This window comes from Natronolimnobius sp. AArcel1 (assembly GCF_011043775.1).
In the GTDB taxonomy this organism is placed as follows: Archaea; Halobacteriota; Halobacteria; order Halobacteriales; family Natrialbaceae; genus Natronolimnobius.
Genome location: NZ_JAAKXY010000004.1, coordinates 64,922 through 83,785, shown reverse-complemented (window position 1 = coordinate 83,785; position 18,864 = coordinate 64,922). Strand labels below are relative to the sequence as shown.

General features: G+C 62.8%; 18 protein-coding genes and 1 tRNA gene. 12 read left to right on the top strand and 7 right to left on the bottom strand.

The annotated features are described in order from the left end of the window. Positions 1-29 precede the first annotated feature (29 nt). Complete coding sequence (locus G6M89_RS12655) at positions 30-413, bottom strand: hypothetical protein (RefSeq protein ID WP_165162207.1); 384 nt, start codon at positions 411-413, stop codon at positions 30-32. Between the two features lie 117 nt (positions 414-530). On the opposite strand from G6M89_RS12655, the gene secF reads away from it, so the two are divergent. Beyond that, positions 531-1,427 carry a protein translocase subunit SecF gene (gene secF / locus G6M89_RS12650; RefSeq protein WP_165162206.1) on the top strand — a complete coding sequence of 299 codons (897 nt, stop codon included), beginning with the start codon at positions 531-533 and terminating at the stop codon, positions 1,425-1,427. Then, positions 1,427-3,049 carry a preprotein translocase subunit SecD gene (locus G6M89_RS12645; protein ID WP_165162205.1) on the top strand — a complete coding sequence of 541 codons (1,623 nt, stop codon included), beginning with the start codon at positions 1,427-1,429 and terminating at the stop codon, positions 3,047-3,049. Before secF ends, G6M89_RS12645 begins: the two co-directional genes overlap by 1 nt. 41 nt (positions 3,050-3,090) lie before the next feature. Here the strand turns inward: G6M89_RS12645 and G6M89_RS12640 are convergent, their stop codons facing one another. The 3 genes from G6M89_RS12640 to G6M89_RS12630 all read right to left on the bottom strand — a co-directional run bounded on the left by G6M89_RS12640 (position 3,091) and on the right by G6M89_RS12630 (position 6,236). Further along, complete coding sequence (locus G6M89_RS12640; protein ID WP_165162204.1) at positions 3,091-4,068, bottom strand: sodium:calcium antiporter; 978 nt, start codon at positions 4,066-4,068, stop codon at positions 3,091-3,093. A gap of 47 nt (positions 4,069-4,115) precedes the next feature. After that, on the bottom strand, positions 4,116-4,808 hold the full coding sequence (rnhB, locus tag G6M89_RS12635) for a ribonuclease HII (RefSeq protein WP_165162203.1): 693 nt from the start codon (positions 4,806-4,808) through the stop codon (positions 4,116-4,118). A gap of 72 nt (positions 4,809-4,880) precedes the next feature. Continuing rightward, on the bottom strand, positions 4,881-6,236 hold the full coding sequence (locus G6M89_RS12630) for a tRNA pseudouridine(54/55) synthase Pus10 (protein WP_165162202.1): 1,356 nt from the start codon (positions 6,234-6,236) through the stop codon (positions 4,881-4,883). A 143-nt stretch (positions 6,237-6,379) separates the two neighbouring features. Between G6M89_RS12630 and G6M89_RS12625 the strand changes: the two genes are divergently transcribed. The 3 genes from G6M89_RS12625 to G6M89_RS12615 all read left to right on the top strand — a co-directional run bounded on the left by G6M89_RS12625 (position 6,380) and on the right by G6M89_RS12615 (position 8,186). Beyond that, the gene (locus G6M89_RS12625; RefSeq protein ID WP_165162201.1) at positions 6,380-7,486 is read left to right on the top strand and encodes a S1C family serine protease; all 1,107 of its coding nucleotides are present in this window, start codon (positions 6,380-6,382) and stop codon (positions 7,484-7,486) included. Between the two features lie 285 nt (positions 7,487-7,771). Continuing rightward, positions 7,772-7,978, top strand: a complete 207-nt coding sequence (locus tag G6M89_RS12620; RefSeq protein WP_165162200.1) for a hypothetical protein — start codon at positions 7,772-7,774, stop codon at positions 7,976-7,978. Between the two features lie 4 nt (positions 7,979-7,982). Continuing rightward, complete coding sequence (locus tag G6M89_RS12615) at positions 7,983-8,186, top strand: hypothetical protein (protein ID WP_165162199.1); 204 nt, start codon at positions 7,983-7,985, stop codon at positions 8,184-8,186. Between the two features lie 52 nt (positions 8,187-8,238). On the opposite strand, the gene G6M89_RS12610 is transcribed toward G6M89_RS12615, so the two are convergent. Then, entirely contained in the window at positions 8,239-8,424 is a 186-nt protein-coding gene (locus G6M89_RS12610; RefSeq protein ID WP_165162198.1) for an HVO_A0556 family zinc finger protein, read from the bottom strand. Positions 8,425-8,679: 255 nt separating this feature from the next. Here G6M89_RS12610 and trmY point away from each other — a divergent pair, with 255 nt between their 5' ends. Together trmY and G6M89_RS12600 are read left to right on the top strand one after the other, a co-directional pair. Continuing rightward, positions 8,680-9,282: a tRNA (pseudouridine(54)-N(1))-methyltransferase TrmY gene (trmY, locus tag G6M89_RS12605; RefSeq protein ID WP_165162197.1), complete on the top strand. Its 603-nt coding sequence runs from the start codon at positions 8,680-8,682 to the stop codon at positions 9,280-9,282. 73 nt (positions 9,283-9,355) lie between these two features. Further along, positions 9,356-9,428 (top strand) — tRNA-Pro (locus G6M89_RS12600). Positions 9,429-9,773: 345 nt separating this feature from the next. Here the strand turns inward: G6M89_RS12600 and G6M89_RS12595 are convergent. Beyond that, a complete protein-coding gene (locus tag G6M89_RS12595; protein WP_165162196.1) occupies positions 9,774-10,112 on the bottom strand; it encodes a hypothetical protein in 339 nt (112 codons plus the stop codon). A gap of 110 nt (positions 10,113-10,222) precedes the next feature. Here G6M89_RS12595 and G6M89_RS12590 point away from each other — a divergent pair, with 110 nt between their 5' ends. After that, positions 10,223-10,612 carry a hypothetical protein gene (locus G6M89_RS12590; protein WP_165162195.1) on the top strand — a complete coding sequence of 130 codons (390 nt, stop codon included), beginning with the start codon at positions 10,223-10,225 and terminating at the stop codon, positions 10,610-10,612. Between the two features lie 60 nt (positions 10,613-10,672). On the opposite strand, the gene G6M89_RS12585 is transcribed toward G6M89_RS12590, so the two are convergent. Next, a complete protein-coding gene (locus tag G6M89_RS12585) occupies positions 10,673-11,077 on the bottom strand; it encodes a CBS domain-containing protein (RefSeq protein ID WP_165162194.1) in 405 nt (134 codons plus the stop codon). A gap of 116 nt (positions 11,078-11,193) precedes the next feature. Here G6M89_RS12585 and G6M89_RS12580 point away from each other — a divergent pair, with 116 nt between their 5' ends. The 4 genes from G6M89_RS12580 (at position 11,194) to G6M89_RS12565 (ending at position 18,854) form a co-directional block, all read left to right on the top strand. After that, on the top strand, positions 11,194-13,497 hold the full coding sequence (locus G6M89_RS12580) for a hypothetical protein (protein ID WP_206335556.1): 2,304 nt from the start codon (positions 11,194-11,196) through the stop codon (positions 13,495-13,497). Beyond that, on the top strand, positions 13,490-14,566 hold the full coding sequence (locus G6M89_RS12575) for a PD-(D/E)XK nuclease family protein (RefSeq protein WP_165162193.1): 1,077 nt from the start codon (positions 13,490-13,492) through the stop codon (positions 14,564-14,566). The genes G6M89_RS12580 and G6M89_RS12575 overlap by 8 nt, the downstream gene beginning before the upstream one ends. After that, complete coding sequence (locus tag G6M89_RS12570; protein ID WP_165162192.1) at positions 14,559-18,239, top strand: ATP-dependent DNA helicase; 3,681 nt, start codon at positions 14,559-14,561, stop codon at positions 18,237-18,239. The genes G6M89_RS12575 and G6M89_RS12570 overlap by 8 nt, the downstream gene beginning before the upstream one ends. 78 nt (positions 18,240-18,317) lie before the next feature. Continuing rightward, on the top strand, positions 18,318-18,854 hold the full coding sequence (locus G6M89_RS12565; RefSeq protein ID WP_165162191.1) for an 8-oxo-dGTP diphosphatase: 537 nt from the start codon (positions 18,318-18,320) through the stop codon (positions 18,852-18,854). Positions 18,855-18,864: the final 10 nt, after the last annotated feature.

The window sequence follows — 18,864 nt, the reverse complement described above, 5'->3', positions numbered from 1 at the left end:
GACTGAAAGCACTGGCGTACTCGCCGCTTTCAGGCGCGTTTCGGGCCACCCTCGCTCTGGGCCTGCCAACTGCCTTCCATCTCGACGCTGTCTCTCGATTCGTACTCGAGGGTTGTCTCCTGATTGATTCGGGTTCCGCCCTCGAGGTGTTCGACGTGAAGGGAGACGTCCATCGCGCTGCCACAGCAGCCAACGTCGAGGAACTCCTCCCAGACATCGCCGACGGCCACGTCGTCGTACACTTTCAGGAGATAGGTTCGGAACGAGGACTTCTCGAGTTGGAACAGGCCCCACTTCGAGAGGTCTTCGGGGTAGGAAACGACGATCCGATCGGCGTGGTCATCGCCGGGTGCCCCCTGGCCGTCGCCTGCCTCCGACCGCGTTTCGGTGGCTTGGTTTGTGTCGTTCGGCATACGCCATGAGAGGCGCTCGAGCGGCTTGAATCTGCGGTTGGGTGAGCGTGATTCGCCAGAAAACAGACTAGTCTAATTGGGAAGGCTTACTTCGGGGGACTTCGTGTGATGGGGTATATGGGGTATTTCGACGTACCGGAGATAGATTACACCCGGTACACCGACCGCCAGCTCGCGGCGGTACCACTCGCGGTCCTCGCGGTCGCGTTACTCGTTCTGAGCGGGAGCTTTTTACTCACCGGGACGCCGGTTCCACTCGGGATGGATTTTGCCGGCGGTGCGGAGTTGACTGTTCAGACGACTTCCTCGGAGTCTGAGATCGAGGGAGCGTTCGATATCGAGCCTGATTCGATCCAATCCGTCCAGGCACCCGGTGTCGAGAACCAGTACACCGTTCAGTTCGCTGGCATCGAGGACAACGATGTGATTCAGACGTTAAGCGAGCAGGCGGAGACAAATCTAGAAGCGGACGGTGACGCGTCGGTGGTCCAATCCCAGTCAACAGTCTCACCGACGTTCGCCGAACAGACACAGCAGACGGCACTGCTTGGCATTGCTGTTGCGTTTCTTGGGATGAGCGTCATCGCGTTCTTGCTGTTTCGGACGTTCGTCCCGTCGATTGCAATTGTCCTCTCGGCGTTTTCTGACATTGTGATCCCGCTCGCGTTCATGTCACTGGCGAATATTTCGCTCTCGCTGGGGACCGTTGCCGCGTTGTTAATGCTGATCGGATACTCAGTGGACTCGGATATCCTCTTAAACAATCACATTCTGCGCCGACAGGGAGACTTCTATGAAAGTACCCACCGGGCGACCCGAACGGGTGTGACGATGACTGTCACGTCGATGGCGGCGATGCTCGTGATGGGTGTCGCTGCAACGCTGTTCGGCGTCGAACTGCTCGCCTCGGTCGGCATCATCCTCTTCGTCGGCCTTGCGGCTGACCTGATGAATACGTACATGTTGAACCTAAGCCTGCTTCGCTGGTACAAATTCGAGGGGGTACGATCCTAATGGGACCCAAAGCCTTCATCAAAGAGTACTGGCGGCTCATCTTGCTCATCCTGTTCGTTACCGCTGCGCTTGTCGCGCTGTTTTACCCCGGCGGTATCATGGCCGACGACGCCGTCGTCGAAGACGAAGTTGACGACACCGCGAGCAACCTCGAGTACGGGATCGACTTAGATGGCGGGACTCGAATTAGTGCGCCGATTACCGGGCTCGTCGCCGAAGATATCGACGCCGGCATCGTCGATGAAGACGGGTCGGTCGACCACGACAGAAGCAGTAGTCTAGAGGACGCGATATACGAGGAACTCGACCTCGAGACCGGCGACGCAAGCGTCACGATTACTGATGACGGCACGGTTTCGGCCGAGATTTACACGGACGAGGTGAGCGAGGAGGAGTTCGCTGCGGTCCTCCAAGACCAGGGTGTCGACGTTGACGAAGACGATATCCGAAGCGGCGTCTCCGCACAGACGCGTGCACAGATGATCGACACGATTCAAGACCGTGTCAACGAAGCCGGCTTGACCGGCGGTACCGCCTACGAGGAAGACACGCTCGGCGAGGGGTATTACATCGTCACCGAAGTTCCTGACATGGACCCCGACGAACTCCGCGAACTACTCGAAGAGCGCGGTATCGTCGAGTTGCAGGCGTACTACCAGACAGATGATGGATCCTACACGAACGAGACGGTCCTGACCGGTGAAGAGATCGATACCGTAGACGCCCCGCGCTCGAGTGAGGAAAACCCGGGCTACGAGGTGCCGATTTCGGTCGATGGAAGTGCTGCACCGGGGTACCAGGACCGGTTGAACGAACTCGGCTTCACCAGCGAGGGACAGGGCCAATGTGATCTCAGCGGTGTTGGCGGCGAGGTTGAGTTCCAAGGCGAGTACGACCGTTCGCAGTACTGTCTCGTCACTGTGGTCGACGGTGAAGCGATTGACGCCCACAGCATGGGACCACGGCTGGCCGATAACATGAACGCCGGGACTTGGCAGGACGATCCCAGCTTCTTCATGGGTGCGCCTGAACTCGATCAGGCGCAGTTGCTCTCGGTGAACCTCCGGGCTGGCTCCATGCCCGCGCCGCTTGATTTCAGCCAGGAACAGACCCTCTCCGTTGAGCCAGCGCTGGCAGATCAGTTCAAGCTCTACTCGCTGCTGATCGGTGGCCTTTCGATTCTGGCAGTCAGCGGGATGGTCTTCCTGCGCTACCGGAACCCGAAGGTGGCCATGCCGATGATCCTGACTGCGACAGCGGAGGTGGTAATCTTGCTTGGCTTTGCGGCGCTGATACGCATGCCGCTGGATCTCTCTCACGTCGCTGGCTTTATCGCCGTCGTTGGGACGGGGGTGGATGACCTCATCATCATTGCCGACGAGGTGATGGACGAAGGCGAGGTAAGTTCTCAGCGGGTGTTCGAATCTCGCTTCCGCAAGGCGTTCTGGATCATCGGGGCCGCCGCGGCGACAACGATCATCGCACTCTCGCCGCTTGCCGTCCTCAGTCTGGGCGACCTGCGCGGCTTCGCCATCATCACCATCCTCGGCGTGCTGATCGGTGTCCTCATCACCCGGCCAGCCTACGGGGACATCCTCCAGCGACTGCTGACTGACCGCTAACGCGGGTTTCACGCTTTCGTCCGGCATTTTCGAACGTCGAACTACGTCGGCAACACAGTCACCACGTCGAGGCTCTCGAGGACGAGCCAGACGACGAACAGGCCATAGAGTCCCAGCAATGTCCACGCCTCAGTCCGCGAGAGCAGCATGTCCGTCCGTGCGATAGCGAAGAAGACGACCGTCGCGAGGATGAGAAACGCCATCATCGGGACAACGTGGGGGAACGCTATCGCCAGCGAACCGGCGACGAGGACGCCGGCGGGGAGTGCAACGAGCAGGTCGAAAATATTGCTCCCGAGGACGTTCGCGAGGCTCACGCTCGAGCGGCCCTCACGGGCTGCAGCGACGCTGACGAACGCATCTGGCACGCTCGAGCCGGCGGCGACGATGGTCATGCCCCAGAGAAACGCGGGCGTGCCGAAGGCGTCGCCAAGGCCGATTGCGGCCTGCACGAGTCCTTCGACGCCGACGATGATGACCACAAGTCCGACTGCGAACCAGCCCCAGGTCCGAGCTATGGGGATCTCTGCTCGAGTCCCATCGTGTTCGCTGACGTCGAGGTACTGGACGAACAGGTACAGCGCGTACAGTCCGAGCGGGACGAGCGCGAGTGGGCGGGTGATCGTCCCTTCGAGTGGCTCGCCCTCGAGCGGGGAGTAGATGACGGCAAGCGAGAACGTCAACAGGAGCACGGCAACGGCGAGCATGTAGAACAGCGCCTCCTTGTAGACCAAATCGCGGTTCGTGTCCATCCGACCGCCGACGAGGTTGAACACCGCCGAGCCGACGATAGCACCGATGCCCAGTTCGAACTCGCCGTAGCGCAGCGTCGCAATGATGACGCTCATTAGTTCCGGCATACTCGAGCCGACGGCGGCGATGACCGCGCCCTGAACCACTGCGGGGACGCCGTAGCCCGCTGCGAGGTCGTTCGCTGCAGCCTCGAGCCAGGTGCTCCCTTTCCAGACGACTCCAGTTGCGACAGTGGCGATGACGAGCAGCGCCAGAACCTCGAGCACGGCTCACAGTCCACCGTGGGCGCGTATAAAACCAAGCCGTAGGCCCCTTAGAACTGCCCGAGGCCGGTCTGTTGGGCCGCCGCGAGTACGTCCTCGCAGGTCGACCACGACTCACGGGCAAACGGCGGCAACGAGCCGTGGTCGTCGACGTAGGTCTCGAGAAACTCGCGGGTGTTCGGGTCGCTCGGATAGCCACTGCCGATCTCGCCGTACTCCTCGGCGATGGCCGCGACGTGGGCATCACGCTTGACTTTCGCGATGATGCTCGCCGCGCCAACAATCGGTGACTCGTCATCTGCGCCATGACGAGCGTCGATCTCGAGCGAGTGATCTGTCTCGAGTGTCTGCTCACAAGCGTCGTGCACTCGCCGGGCGAACCGATCCGCATCGGTGTCACAGGCGTCACAGAGTCCGGAGATGGTGCTTTCGTCATCGAGAATGCCGCCCTCCTCAAGTCCAGCGAACGCGTCGTTGATTGCTTCTGCGTGGGCGGCGACTGACAGCGAGTTCATGTCCGTCTCGGGGTCGTCGATCCGTTCGGGCGTGATTTCCGCGACACCGACGCGAATGCGCTCGTCCGCGCGAATCGTCGCCGCGAGTTCCTCGCGTCTGGTGGGTGTGAGTTGCTTCGAATCCGCGATTCCCTCGGGGAGCCAGTCGGGATTCTCGAGCGAGACGGCTGCAGCGAACATCGACCCGAAGACTGGCCCCTTCCCGGCTTCGTCGACGCCGAATGGCATACCGGGAGGTCGTCGGATGACCGGATAACGATTGTGACTCTCGAGCGAGTGGAAAACGAAACTGCTGGCGGCTTACTCGTCGCTGTCTCGGGGTTCGTCGAGGAAGAACTCCTCGAGTTCGAACGGTTCGTCCTCGCCTTCGACACGGGTGACGTCGAGTGCGGTCACTTCGGCGTCCGTCTCGACCAGCCCAGCGAGGCTTGGCTCCGTGCGCCCCTCATCGCTGCTGATGAGTTCCTTGATATAGAGACCGCCCTCGCCGTGGACGGACACCTCTGCTTCAGTCGGCTCGAGCAACTCGCCACCAATATCGTAGACCGTCCGCGTGCGGGTGAGACTCGCTCGTCGGTGATCGACACGCTGTGGGGTGTCCTGCTCGACAGTCGTCCCCTCGAGTTCCGCGAGTGCTGTTTTGAACGTCTCCTCCTCGAGTGGCTCGGCGAACTCGACATCGGCGCGATACTGCTTGCTTGCGTCGTGTTCTTTGACGCGTTCGACCATGTCGTACGTTGCCAGCCGGAGGCCATCGACTTCGACCGACCCAGCAGCGGCCTCGTTGATCTCCTGCTCGAGCGTTTCGGGATCGGGATCGCGTCGGTTCGGCCGTTTGACCTCGAGGACGAACGGCCGGCCGGTCTCGAGCATGCGGGCGTCGACGTCTTCGCGGCCCGCACCGTGGAATTTGCCTTCGTCACCGTCCATTGCTTCGACGACGTGCGGGCGGACGACCTGTTCGACGCTGGTGTCGTACAAATAGCCCGAGCCACCGCAGTAGTCGCAGGGTTCCTCGCCTGAGTCGCCGAGTTGGACGCCACTGCCGCCACACTCCCGGCAGGGCCACTCCGTCTGGGGAATATCGCGCTCGAGTTTGCGGTAGCGCCCGTAGACGAACGCCGGATTGATCTGGACGTCGACCGCGTGGCTCGTCACCGAGTCGTTGTCGGCCGCCTCGAGCGGGTCAAACGCTTCGAGGTCGATGATCGCGAGCACGTCCGGGCGGTCGAAGTCGACGTCCGTGCCTGTTTTTGCGCCGACGCGGCGGCCGACTTCGCGATTGAATTCGCGTTTGAACGACTCGCCAACATCTGGCTCGAGACCGGCGTCTTCGCGCAGGAGCCGTTCGTTTTCCTCGGCCAATGGTGGCACGCGCGTGCCGACCTGATAGGTCGCAAACTCGACACCCTCGAGTGCGTCGACGATGGTGTCGGCGATGGCATCGTAGGTGTCACAGTAGCCGTCACAGACCCAACACTCCGCTGGGGGCGTGGGGTCGAAGTCGGTGTCGTCTTCGAGTGCAATCGTGGTTCGCAGCGCCCGGCCGCGCTCGGCGTTCGTCAGTCCGAAACTCCGCTCGGCGAAGGGGCGGCCGAGACAGGAGTCACAGATCGACCCGGTCGCGAGCAGCGCGCGGGCGTCGTCCGTAGTCATACCTCGAGCATCGGGGTGCCGTGGGTAACACGTTTTCCCTTCCATTCGTTCGCTCGCCGTCAACATGGCAGTTGGTCACAACTATACTCGAGCCCAGTCGGGTCTCCCCGGTGTTCAAATGGGTGGGGTCCTACCGGTCAGCTATGAACGACGATCGACCAACCCGGCGCCGGGTTCTCGCAGCGACAGGTGCCGGTCTCGTCGGCGCTGTTGCTGGCTGTTCCGCGCCCAGCGGAACCAGTTCGATCGAAGGCGGCCCTACACGCGATATTGACCGCGACAACACCGCAGACGGGTCATCCTTCACCGAGGTCTACGAGTCGATAATCGACTCCGTCACACAGGTCCGCGTCTTCGGCGTAAGCGATCCCTTGACCGACGATGAAGGCCGCGGGCAGGGCTCGGGCTTTCTCTACGACGAGAACCACCTCGTCACGAACGACCACGTCGTCGCCGACGGCGAAGAAGTCGACCTCCAGTACATCAACGGCGACTGGACCGGCACCCGCCTCGTCGGAACCGACTACTTCAGCGACCTCGCCGTCCTCGAGGTCGACCACGCCCCCGACGATGCAACTCCACTCTCGCTCTCCGACGAACGCCCCGTTGTCGGCCAGGAAGTGCTCGCAATCGGGAATCCCTACGGTCTCGAGGGGTCGATGTCCAAGGGAATTGTCAGTGGAATTGAGCGTTCGGTCAACGCACCCGATCGCCAGTTTTCGTTCCCCGATGTGGTCCAGACGGATGCCGCGGTCAACCCAGGCAACAGTGGCGGCCCGCTCGTCGACCTCGATGGCAACGTCGTCGGCGTCGTCCACGCAGGCGGCGGTAACAACATCGGCTTTGCCATCTCGGCGGCGCTGGCCGACCGCGTTGTTCCCACGTTGATCGACGACGGCGAGTACGATCACTCCTATCTGGGGATTGGCCTGCTCTCGGTTGATCGGATCGTCGCCGAGGAGAACGGCCTCGAGGCGGCCACCGGAGTCGCCGTTACCGACATCGTCTCAGGCGGCCCAGCAGACGGCGTCTTGGAAGGAGCGACGAGCACCGTCGAACGCCGCGGCGAACCGATCCCCGTTGGCGGCGACGTCATCTTCGAAATCGATGGCGAACCGATCCCGGACCGACACGCACTCGCGACACATCTCGCACTCGAGACCAGCCCCGACGAGACGGTCGAGATCAGCCTCTGGCGCGACGGGAGCGAGACGACCGAGTCGTTGACACTTGGAACGCGAAGTCGCTGACCGTGAACTCGATACCTGAACGATCTGAACGCACGCACAGCTGACGAACGGGACGCTTCATACCCTGGTCATGGATTGCCTACCAGGTTCTAGTACCTGCCTTCGACGCACACATCGTCCGTATTGAATCGATACAGGTCAGTATTGATCGAATTCTTTTTCGCGACAATCGTCGGCTCGAATCCTGACCTGGCAGCGAGCAGATCGTAGCCGAGGTGGGTTAGCAACTCGATAACTATGCTGGTCTGGACCTTCGTCTTCGGTGGCGCATCCCGCCTGTCTGCTATGTCCACGAATACTGACGCCACGGATAGATCGACCACTCCCGAACTCGAGTTGGACGCACCTGACCTGGTAAGCGTCACCGTTGAAAACGACGATGCTCCTGACGAGTGTGCGATCTTTCCTGACGACGCAAGCGAGGCCGAACTGATGACCAACTGGATTAGCGCGCAGAACGACTCGTTCGTCGCCCTCGAGTCGATGCGCTAAGCCAATGCACCTGGGGAGCACACTCACCGGCGTCGGCTTCTGGCTCGGTACCCTCCTGCCAGTCGCGTATCTCCCCATCTTCGTCAGCGGTATCGATTCGATGACGCGACTGGGGCTGTTCGTCGGCCTTGTGACGGTCAACGTCATCGCGCTCGCAATTGGGCAGGACTACTCACCTGATTGCGATCGCACACGTGGTCGAGTGTAACGCTCGAGAGTACATCCTAGCCGTCCAGTTGCTCACTTCCGAGTCGATGTTGTCACGACGACGGCGCCCAGACCTGTGCCTGCGGCGTGCCACAATCTTCGCAAACGACCGCCTTATTATCCTTGTACGTTCCACGCTCGAGGTCCCCGTCACAGTCATCGCTTGGGCATGGCCGCCCATCGAGAATCGCTAGAACGCGGCCCTCCGTGTGATCCGTTGTTGTCTGAGATTTCGCCATACAGGGACAGCATACTGGCTCACTGGAAACGCTTGACCCTGGGTATGCAATGAGCAATCGGTGAGGGGACTCACACGCTCAGTAAGCACTCGCGCATCCGTTGGCCGAAGGCGGCCTTGCTTTTGTTGAATTCACGACACCGGCGTTCAGGACGTGAGGGAAACGCAACAGCGCACCACGGAGCCATTGACTCCTGACCGCCGGGCTCCCGCCCAAAACCGTGGCGACTATCCCTATGATCGTCAACGCTCGAGTATGCGCCAGTTCGTTCTGCTCGGACACGACGTGCCACTCGACGCCGGGTTCTCACTCGACGACCTCGCCGGCGGTGCCGGTCGACTCGATGCCCTCTGTCGCTCGATTACGGCCGCGTTCGTCACGTCCCACGGCATCCGAGAGGATGTTCGCGTCCACCTCGTCGTCCAGGATACAGTCACGATCACGTTCGACGGCCGCGACCTCCGCCGACTCAATCCGGACGAACGCTCCACCGCTGCACTGGTTCGAAACGCACTCGAGCACCGCGAGGAAGCCATCGGCTCCCTGCCGGCCGAACCAAGCCCCGGCATCGAACTCTATCGCCGCGGCTTCGAGGCCACGCTCGCCGACCTCGAGGGTGACGGACCGCTTGTGCAACTCCACGAAGACGGCGACGCGATGGTCGATCTCGAGGCTGACACGCTCGCAGATTCGGTGTTCGTCCTCTCGGACCACCACGATTTCACCGACGAGGAATCGGATGTGCTCGCCGATGTGGTCGACCAGCGACTTCGACTCGGTCCCGAACTGCTGCATGCGGATCAGGCGATCACTGTCACCCATCACTATCTGGATACCGACGGTTACGAGCGGTTTTAAGCCTGTGTACCTGGAAATTGGCTCGGGATCTGGGCATAATCGGTAAGCGATTTGCCGGGCTACGTTCGAATGCGGGCCGGTGGGGTAGCCTGGTATCCTTCGGCCTTCGGGTGGCCGTAACCGCGATTCGAATTCGCGCCGGCCCATTTTCCCGCACCGTAACACCGCGAGCGCAGCGAGCGGTCTGTGGTGCGGGAAAATGAATCCAAGCAGATTCGAACACGCGAGTCGCAGTGCGCGAACGAAGTGAGCGCGACCGTCTCGCATCTGTTCGAATTCGCGCCGGCCCCCATAGCTGTTCTTTCCCACCTTCGCAGTCGGTTCGTGGTCGCTCTATAGGCTACGCTTCGTGGGACTTCATCTTGAACCAGAGCGAACTGGATCTGGGAACGTGACTCCATGCTCGAGGGCGGGTCGCCACGATGATCTCGAGCACACCACTCACAGCCTATCGACTCACCGACTGCACTCGAGCAGGCATATCCGACTGTTTACCGAAGCTGCGAACGCACCCAGTCCTCGAGTCGATTTGCAATCCCGGTTGCAATCGCCTCACTGATCTGTTCGGGAGAGTCGGCGAGGTTCCAGACGTAGTCGCCGGACGCTGTGACGGCGATCCACTCGACGTAGCCGGCGCGGTCGAGTTCGACCAGCAGCGTCTCGAGGGTGTCGCCGTCGAGTGAGACGGCGAGATGGTCCTCGAGTGTGGCCTCGAGTTGGGTCGTCGTGACGAGCACTTGTTCGTCGGTGTCGGGTGTGGCTGTGGGTGCAGTCGGCATCGCGGCCGACGGTCCGGAGGGGGAGGGCGGGGACGGCGGCTGGTTACTCATAGACGGACGAGTGCTGGCAACCGAATCGGCATAAGCTTCCTGATGCCCGTGCGTTCGTTGTGTCCCCACGACACGAACAGCCAAGTGCGTCGATAGCTACCATACAGCATATGGCCGACGACACTGACCGACTCGAGGAACAGGATCGAGTGGATGGAGCAGCGCTCGAGGACGATCCGACGGACTCGTTCGACCTCGAGTATACGGAACGGATTCGGATCGGGGTTAGTCGCGGCGAGGAAGCCGTCGAGGTCGGCCCGCCGCGAGAGTATCCGGATCGGGCGGATATCGCCGTGCAGCCGGTCTCGAGTGAGGAGGCACGGATTGGCCTCAGTATCGATGCGATGGCGGGCGATCACGCGACAGGACACGTGGATGTGGAGTTGACGCCTGCTGAAGCGCAGCTGTTGCGAGATCGGTTGAACGAGACGGTGCGGTGGGTGGCCAATACTGCCGACGACAAGACAGCACACGGCGAGAACAGCAGTTCAGACGGCTAATCGAATACCGAGGCCGGGGCCGGCCGTGTGGCTGTGTCCGACCGGGACCCAAAAACAGGGTTATTCGGGGCTTGGCGACTGAATTCGCGAGACGTAGGAGGCCAGATCGGTCGTCGTAATCATGCCGATGACGCCCTCGTCCTCGTCGATGACCGGCAGGTGCTTGAAGCCGTGTTCGACCATCAGATCTGCCGCGTCGCGGATGCTATCCTGTGCTGAGACCGTGACAACGTCTTCGGTCATGTAGCGTGCGACCGTCGTCTCGGCTTTCGGGTGACTCTGTGCGACGATATCGACGAAGTCAGTCGTCGTCAGGATTCCCTCGAGTTCATTGTCCTCGCCGGTAACGACGACGGAACCGATGTCTTTCTCGAGCATCACTTGACCGGCGTCCTCGACGAGCGTGTCCGAACCGACAGTCTCGAGCGAGGCAGACATAACTCGTGCAACGAAGATGTCTTCCATACGTTCACATGGCTCGTGCGACTACTAAGAATTGGCGAAGATGGCACGGCAAACCGGTTTCGACTCCCTCCCGGCGCACATTTATGTACGAACTCGACTAGAAGAGAGTCATACTGATGTCGCCTCCGACTGGCAGTCTCGATGGGACCTGCACGCTCCTTACTGAACCCGTTCCGGGACCAGCGCTTTGCGAGGCAGTCGCGCGCCGATATGCTGATCTGGCCGCCGAGTACGGCCCGCGAAACGTGCTGGTGCTCAAGCGCCATCCGTCGGGACTCGAGTCCCTTCGGGAGGCGCTTGCAGCCGTCGAATTGACCGACGGCACGCCTCAGTCGCCACGCCTCGAGTCGCTGCCCGAACACGCCTCGAAGACGCTCGAGGAGTACGATCCGACGCTCGACCGCCTCGAGTACGAAGAGCGAATCGAACTGATTTCGCTGGTGATCGACGGCGCGAGTCGTGACGTGCCCGCGTATCTCGAGCGGGCGGCGACCCACGAGAGTTTCGCCCGTGATGTGGGGCAACTGCTGCTCGAGGCGACACGCCAGCGGATTCGACTCGCCGGCCTCGAGGACGAAGCGTCCCCGACGGGTCCCAGTGAGCCACGCGAGTGTCTTGAGTTTCTGTACGCGATGAACGACCGGTTTCACGCAGAACTCGAAAATCGTGGCTACGTCGAGCGTGCTGACGTGGTTCCCCAGGCAGTCGAGTTGCTCGAGGATAACGCCGACGACCTGCAGGATCGAGTCACGTCGTCCTACGACGCGGTACTTGCAGTCGAGTTCGAGGAATACCGCCAGCTTGACCGCCGATATCTCACGGCAATTTCCAGCGATGCCGAACTCGTCTGTTTCGGCGAGCACCATGCGAGCGTCGAGCGAACGCGCGTCGAGCCGGGGCGAATCGACGACCACGTTGGCCCGGATCTCGAGGTCAACCTGCTCGAGCCAGACGAACTCGGCGACACCGGGCCGAGTCTCGAGCCACCCCATCGCGAAATGACGAAACTGCTCGCGACGGGGTCGGCGTCGGCGGCGGGCGAAGCAGAGGCGACGCCATCCGACACAGCCAATGGGGACACGGACTCGCTCGCTCGAGCGCGTCGCATTCGGGCTGGAACGTCCCGCGAACAGGTTCGGGCGGTCGCGACAGAGATCCAGTCGCTTGCGGGTCGCCACGACTGGGGATTCGACGCGTTCGCGGTTGCGGTCCCCGGAATCGAACGCGTGCCCGAGACGCGACGGCGGCTTCGCGACGCTGGCGTTCCGACGGCGACGATTGGCACGCCGTCGCTCGCGGAGGACCCGGCCGTAAACGAACTCTACGCCTTCGTCACCGTCCAGCGCGAGCGCGCTCGAGGCGGTCCCGAACTCAAGGATAAAGAACAGCACCACGACCACTCGAGTCAGCGCTACACCACCTCGCTCGAGCGCCTTCGTGCTCGTGTGCCCGAGTTTTCGCCGACGCTGCTCGAGGACTGTACCTCTTCGAGCGTCTCCCAGTCGCTGGCAGAGTGGATCGTCCGCACCGATCTGAAAGGCCGTATCGCCGCGACTGAGGACTGGGTCGACGCCCGCGAGCAGTACGCCAGTGTGCGCCGCGTCCTCGAGATTGCAGCGTTCGTCGAGGAGACCGACCTCGTTGGCCCGGACTGGGATGGGTTGAATCGGATGCTGCGCCGGACGATCCAGTACGACGCGCCCTACGTCCACGCCGTCGAGACACAGCCGCCGACCGGCGGGGTGACCGTCTGTCCACTCGATGACCTCAAATACGACACCTACGAGACGGTCTTCCTGCTGGATCTGATCGACACCACGTATCCGGGCGAGCAGTTTCTCACACAGCTGTTCCCGACCGCGTGGCTCCGCGAACTGGAGGCCTACCCGGCGGTCACCGCACCCGACGCAGACACCATCGAATCGACGTTCGGCCCGCTCGAGGATGGCCAGCCAACGCCAGTCGCGGATCGAACCGCTGGTGATCCCTTCGAGACGTATCACGCCCAGCGGACGCGGCGACGACTCGCGCTTGGAACCCGTGCGGCGACGAGACACCTGTACTGCTGTTCGTACGAACGCGGGGCTGGCGGCCTGCGTCGAACCTACGACGAATCACGCTATCTCAAACTCCTCGAGTCGACGCCGGGAATCGATTTCGAGGCTGTCGACGCCCACACGGGTGCCGCGATTCACGGGAAGACGAACGCCCTCGAGACGCTGCTTGATCAGCCGCGTGCCGAACTCGAGCGCGTCCTTCGGGAGGCGAGTACGGGTGGGAACGCCGATCTGGCCGAAACGGAGGAGTTGTTCGAGGAGATCGCCGTCGTCCTCGAGGCAGGCGATATCGACGACGACCTTGCGGACGCAGTACGGTCCCAGTTCGAGTTCGCGTCCGGGGAGGTGGTCCGGAATGAGTGAAAATGCAGACTCGGATGGTGATGGAACCACGCCGGTCACGCTGTCTGCCGACGGCCTTCGCACGTATATCCACTGTCCCCGCCGGTACGAGTTCGCCCACGTCCACGGCTTCGACGACAGCGACGACGACGGCCCCGACGAGCGCGTCGCCCTTCTCCGGCGAGCGCTCTGTACGACGCTCGAGCAGACTACCCGGCACACAGGCGAGATCGAACAGGAGGCACTTGCCGACCGCGCGCTCGAGGCACTCGCGACGCGCTGGGAGCGCCACGACGAACGATTTCACTCACGCGCACAGCGCCGCCACGAACGGCAGGTGCTCGAGGCTACGGTCGACGCCTACGTCGAGGCTGTCGGCCCCGCTCATGCCGCCGGCCTGCGTCAGGTGCTCGCCGCCGCTGACGATCAGGAAAATGACCCGCTCGCAGACCTCGTCGGCCCGGATCTCACGCTCTCGAGTTCGGTTTCCATCGGCGAGGAATCGGAGGAGACGGCCACGCTCGAGGCGAGCGTCGACTACGTCTTTGGCGATGGTTCGTCGGTCGTCGGCGTCCGGTTCGTCCCGTCAGTGCGCCCGCTTGGCTTCCTGCGCTATCGCGACGACTGGGAGCGCGTCGCCGAATCGTTCGTCGATCACTTCGACCCCGAAATGGAGACGTTCGAACCCGACCCAATCGGTGCCCTGTTCGAAACCAGCGTCGTCCTCGCCGGACTGCGCTCGCTGTGTGACCGACTCGGTCTCGAGGACCGAACCTGTCGCTACGTCCAGATTCCACTCGCCGACCGCGAGCACACGTCGGTCAACTGGGTGCGCGAAACGGTCGAAACGAGCCTCGAGCCGGTCGACCTCACCGATGCCTACGTCGATCATCACACCTTCGGCATGACACTCGAACACCGAAACACGACTGTCGATAGTCGCCTCGAGTCGCTCGCCAGCCGAATCGCTTCGGGCGCGTTCGACCCGTCCGACCGCTGGGATCGCATTGCGAGTGAGTCCTGCCCGGACTGTGCCTACACCGTCTGCTGTCAGGAGTACATCGCTGAGGAGGTGCGATTCGATGGGTGACTCACGCGAGCCAGAGACGACCCTCGAGCCGAAAGGAAACCAACCGGCGGTCATCGAGAGCGAGGCGGCCTGTATCTCGGTCGATGCGGGAGCCGGCACCGGCAAGACGACGACGATGCTGTTGCGCATCGAGCATGCAATCGAGTCTGGCGCGGTCGAACCGGACGATATCCTCGTATTAACGTTCGCGAACGAGGCCGCAGGCAGCATCCGCGATGCCGTCGCCGAGCGACTCGACCCCGAGGCTGCGGCGGCTATCGACGTCTACACCTACCACTCGTTCTGCCATCGCCTCGTCCGCGAGTACGCCTACTACCTCGGCTACTCGCCGGAGTTCGACGTCGTCACCGAGCGCAAACGCCGCCGAATCGTCGGCCGCCTCCTCGCGACGACCGACTACGACTTCGCGGCCGCGACGGCACACGACGGCTCGAGGACGGACCTCACGAGCGCCGTTGATGACTTCATCCGGACGATGAGCCAGGAGGACGTGACACCGGCGCATCTCGAGGAGGGCCTACCCGACGTGCGAACAATCGAACTCTGTACCGAGTTCGTCCTCTGGCTCGAGCAGCGGGCCGGCGACCTCTCGTTCGACAACGAAGCGCTTCGATTCTTCTCACAGGATAGCCACCTTGAGTCGGCCCAGGAGGCACTCGTCGGCTACGGCAAACTCCTCGAGTACTGCCGCGAGAAAGTCGCAGAGTCGCCGGAGGCGTTCCGCGAGGATGCGGTTGTCGACGACGTAACTCGGTATCTTCGAGTGCTCCAGCAGTGTGTGACAAACACCATCGAGGCGCTCTCACTCGAGGACTCGACGACGAAACAGCTCCCGCGGGCGCTGTTTGGCAACGAAATCTGGCGACAGCAGACGAACCGCCTCGAGCAAAGCCCATTCGGCCGACTGAAACACTACGTCGAGTTCCTTCGACTCGCTCGCCACTACGCGGCGGTGTATGCGGACTATCACGACGCCCTCGAGGAACAGCGAGCGCTCGATTTCGACGAACTGGTGCGGACGGCAACCGACCTGCTCGAGGACGACGCGATTGCAGCGGAAATCACCGGCCAGTGGACGCAAGTCTATTGCGACGAGTTTCAGGACACCGACGAGACGCAGTTTTCGTTGATTACCGAACTAACAAGCGGCTCGGACCGGCCGAATCTGCTCGCCATCGGCGACAAGGATCAGGCGATCTACGGCTGGCGTGGCACCGACCGCGAGGGGCTGGACCGCCTCGAGACACAGTACGACGACCACGAGGCGATTGCGCTCGAACTCAACTTCCGGTCGCGCCAGGAAATCCTCGATCTGACGAATCACTGTGAGTACGGCCCGCAGTCCTCGAAAACGCTGCGCGAGGTTGGACGCGAGGCTGGCGAATATGCGGCCGAGGACAACCGCGCCGACCGCGTCGTCAAAATCGAAAGCGACGAGATTCCCGAGTCGACGGCGACCCAAGTCGGGACGGCCGTCTCGAGGCTGCTCAACGGCGCTGCCGAGAACGTCCCACAGCGTGATCTCGAAGATCTCGCGGTGATCGTCCGCACCAATCGCCATGCCCAGTCCATCGCCGAGGAGTTGCGCGAGCGTCAGATCCCCTACGAGATTTCGGGCTCGCCACGCGGGGAGATTTCGCCCGGCATCCAGACGCTGCTGTCGTATCTCCGCGTGCTCGTCGACCGCGACGCCGACGCCCACCTTCGGCGAGTGTTGCTCTATCGCTACCGACTCGGCGACGCTGACCTCCAGACGCTTCAACGCCGGGATGGATCGCTCTACGATGCGGTCTTCGATATCGAGCCTGAGACCCTCGAGAATCCAGCCCAACTCGAGCAGGCGCGCGAACACCTCGCATCCCTCGAGCGACTACGGAACGTCTACCCGCTGTCGGGGTTCATCCGCCGATTCCGCGACCTGACGCGTCTCGAGTGGTTCCTCACGAGCGACGAGCGCGCCCAACTCGACCGACTCGACCGATTCGTCGAAGCCTATGATCCCGATTCTGTCGTCAGTACACTCACGCCGTCATTCGTCGACGCGCTCGAGGCGGCACTTCGCGGGGGCGGCAGCGAGCGGACTCGCGGCACCCAATCGAGTGACTCCGTGGATGTGATGACCGTCCACCAAGCGAAGGGCCTCGAGTTCGATACGGTGCTCGTCCCCTACCTCTCGGATGAGGAGTGGTGTGTCGACGGCGACTACGCCAGACGGGCTCGAGAGCGGCTGCTCGCGGCGACACTCGCAGACGATATCGACTCGCCGCTGTGTGCCGACCTCGCGAGCGAGACGGTCGCCGAGGAGTGGCGCGTGCTCCACGTCGCGTTGACGCGTGCGGAGAACCATCTGTTCGTCTTCGGCTCCGGCTACGAGTACGACGGCGACGAGACGGAACTGGGCGTCTCGCAGGCGGATGCCTGCCTCGCTGGCGACATCGAGTGGTCGACCGCCGGCCAGCGCATGGATCTGTGGGCGTCGCTGTCTGCAAGCTTCGAGCGGGTTCGGGCGACCTACCCCGACACCGTCGTCGACCGGACGGACGACCTCGCACACGCCGCCGACGTGACGCCGGGTTCGATCACCTACTACGCCGACTACGACGACCGCACGGTCGAACCGCTCGAGACTCGTGATGCAATCGAAACCGTCCACGAACTCGGGCGACTCCTGCGCTCTGGAACCCTACTGCCAGCAGCGGATGCGGCCAGCTACGGCGATGAGCCCAGCCTCGAGAACGCCCTGCCGTACGGCCGCCGCGCTGGTGCGCTGTCGCCCGACACCGTCCGCTTCCCGGTCGAGGCACTCTCGAGTGCGACCGAACTCCCCGTGGCGATGCGTCACAGTTACAGCGCGATGGACACCTACGAGAGCTGTCCGCGCAAGCACTATCTCGACCACGTCGTGCGCGCACTCGACGATCCGCAGGCACGTTCGCTGACCGGTTCGGAGGACTCTGAGCGCCACTCGAGCGGCGACTCCAGACTCGTTGGCACCGTCTTCCACGATGTCGCCGAGGAGGCGTTCTATCGCGACTATCACACGCAGTCGGCCTGGGAGGATGCTGCTGTTCGCCACCTCACCGCGCGGGATCTGCTCGAGCATCGCGAGGCCGTCTGTGCGTGTATCGAGCGCTACTTCGAGGCGGACGCACCCGGCTTCGAACAGCCAGTTTCGGACTGGGACCACCTCGCGGCGGAGGTGCCGTTCTCGCTGTCGGCGGTCGACGGCGTCGACGGCGACGTCATCGGCTATATTGACTCGATTCGCCGGCTGCCATCCGAGGCGAACGCGACCGACGAACAGGCCACGCAGTGGGCGGGCGGGCTCGCCGTCCTCGACTACAAGGCGACCGCCGACCGAATCGCTCTCCCGGACGCGGTCCAGCTTTCGCTATACGCTCGAGCCTGCGAGCAGCGCTTCGACGAGCCGGTCGCTGCAGTCGGCTACGTCTACGTCGGCGAGGGGGACGGGCCGCGCGTGGTGCTGTTCGATCCCGACGAACTGCCCGCGTGGACGGCCGTCCGCGAGACGCTCACCGCCGTCGACGATCCGAGTCTCGAGACAGAGCCCGGGCCACACTGCCAACACTGCCCGCATCGCTCACTTGGCTGTGCACCCGACGAGTACGGCGCTCCCTCCGGCCTCGAGTCGCGGGCGTTAGAGGAGGACTGATCCCCTCGAGTGGCGGCCAGTCACCCTGTGTGACGCCCGACCGCTGGCGTTTATTGTCGCCCACTCGAATCACCGTACATGATCGAGGCGACGCTCTGTTTTCCGCTGCGCTCGAGCCCCGATAGTGACTCCGACTCGACGGACCCCGACAGCAGGGCCGATGAGGTACTGCTGATCGAGAAACGCCGCGGGCTCGGCGAGGGCTGGTACAACGGCCCGGGTGGCAAACTCGAGGCCGGCGAAACGCCACGCGAGTGTGCCGTCCGCGAAACGCGCGAGGAAGTCGGCCTCGAGATTGAGCCAGCCAACCTCGAGAAAGCCGCTGAACTAACGTTTCTACTTGATGGCGAGGCCCACACCCACTGTCACGTTTTCCGGACGCTGACGTTCGATGGCGAGCCGACCGCCTCGCCGGAGGCTCGGCCGGAGTGGGTTCCGGTCGATGCGGTGCCGTACGACCAGATGTGGGACGACGACGAACTCTGGCTCCCGGCGGTGCTCGAAGGCGAGACAGTTCGCGGCGAGTTCCGATTCGAGGGTGGGGAACCGCTGGACGAGGCGACGTTCGTCGACGGCGACCTCGAGGTAGGTGTGTCGCTCTCAACTGACCGGTAACGCCGGTTGA

Excerpts from the sequence above, each read along its gene's own strand:
- G6M89_RS12655 (WP_165162207.1), bottom strand. The coding sequence starts at position 413 with ATGCCGAACGACACAAACCAAGCCACCGAAACGCGGTCGGAGGCAGGC.
- secF (WP_165162206.1), top strand. The coding sequence starts at position 531 with ATGGGGTATTTCGACGTACCGGAGATAGATTACACCCGGTACACCGAC.
- G6M89_RS12645 (WP_165162205.1), top strand. The coding sequence starts at position 1,427 with ATGGGACCCAAAGCCTTCATCAAAGAGTACTGGCGGCTCATCTTGCTC.
- rnhB (WP_165162203.1), bottom strand. The coding sequence starts at position 4,808 with ATGCCATTCGGCGTCGACGAAGCCGGGAAGGGGCCAGTCTTCGGGTCG.
- G6M89_RS12630 (WP_165162202.1), bottom strand. The coding sequence starts at position 6,236 with ATGACTACGGACGACGCCCGCGCGCTGCTCGCGACCGGGTCGATCTGT.
- G6M89_RS12625 (WP_165162201.1), top strand. The coding sequence starts at position 6,380 with ATGAACGACGATCGACCAACCCGGCGCCGGGTTCTCGCAGCGACAGGT.
- G6M89_RS12620 (WP_165162200.1), top strand. The coding sequence starts at position 7,772 with ATGTCCACGAATACTGACGCCACGGATAGATCGACCACTCCCGAACTC.
- G6M89_RS12615 (WP_165162199.1), top strand. The coding sequence starts at position 7,983 with ATGCACCTGGGGAGCACACTCACCGGCGTCGGCTTCTGGCTCGGTACC.
- G6M89_RS12610 (WP_165162198.1), bottom strand. The coding sequence starts at position 8,424 with ATGGCGAAATCTCAGACAACAACGGATCACACGGAGGGCCGCGTTCTA.
- trmY (WP_165162197.1), top strand. The coding sequence starts at position 8,680 with ATGCGCCAGTTCGTTCTGCTCGGACACGACGTGCCACTCGACGCCGGG.
- G6M89_RS12595 (WP_165162196.1), bottom strand. The coding sequence starts at position 10,112 with ATGAGTAACCAGCCGCCGTCCCCGCCCTCCCCCTCCGGACCGTCGGCC.
- G6M89_RS12590 (WP_165162195.1), top strand. The coding sequence starts at position 10,223 with ATGGCCGACGACACTGACCGACTCGAGGAACAGGATCGAGTGGATGGA.
- G6M89_RS12585 (WP_165162194.1), bottom strand. The coding sequence starts at position 11,077 with ATGGAAGACATCTTCGTTGCACGAGTTATGTCTGCCTCGCTCGAGACT.
- G6M89_RS12580 (WP_206335556.1), top strand. The coding sequence starts at position 11,194 with ATGTCGCCTCCGACTGGCAGTCTCGATGGGACCTGCACGCTCCTTACT.
- G6M89_RS12575 (WP_165162193.1), top strand. The coding sequence starts at position 13,490 with ATGAGTGAAAATGCAGACTCGGATGGTGATGGAACCACGCCGGTCACG.
- G6M89_RS12570 (WP_165162192.1), top strand. The coding sequence starts at position 14,559 with ATGGGTGACTCACGCGAGCCAGAGACGACCCTCGAGCCGAAAGGAAAC.
- G6M89_RS12565 (WP_165162191.1), top strand. The coding sequence starts at position 18,318 with ATGATCGAGGCGACGCTCTGTTTTCCGCTGCGCTCGAGCCCCGATAGT.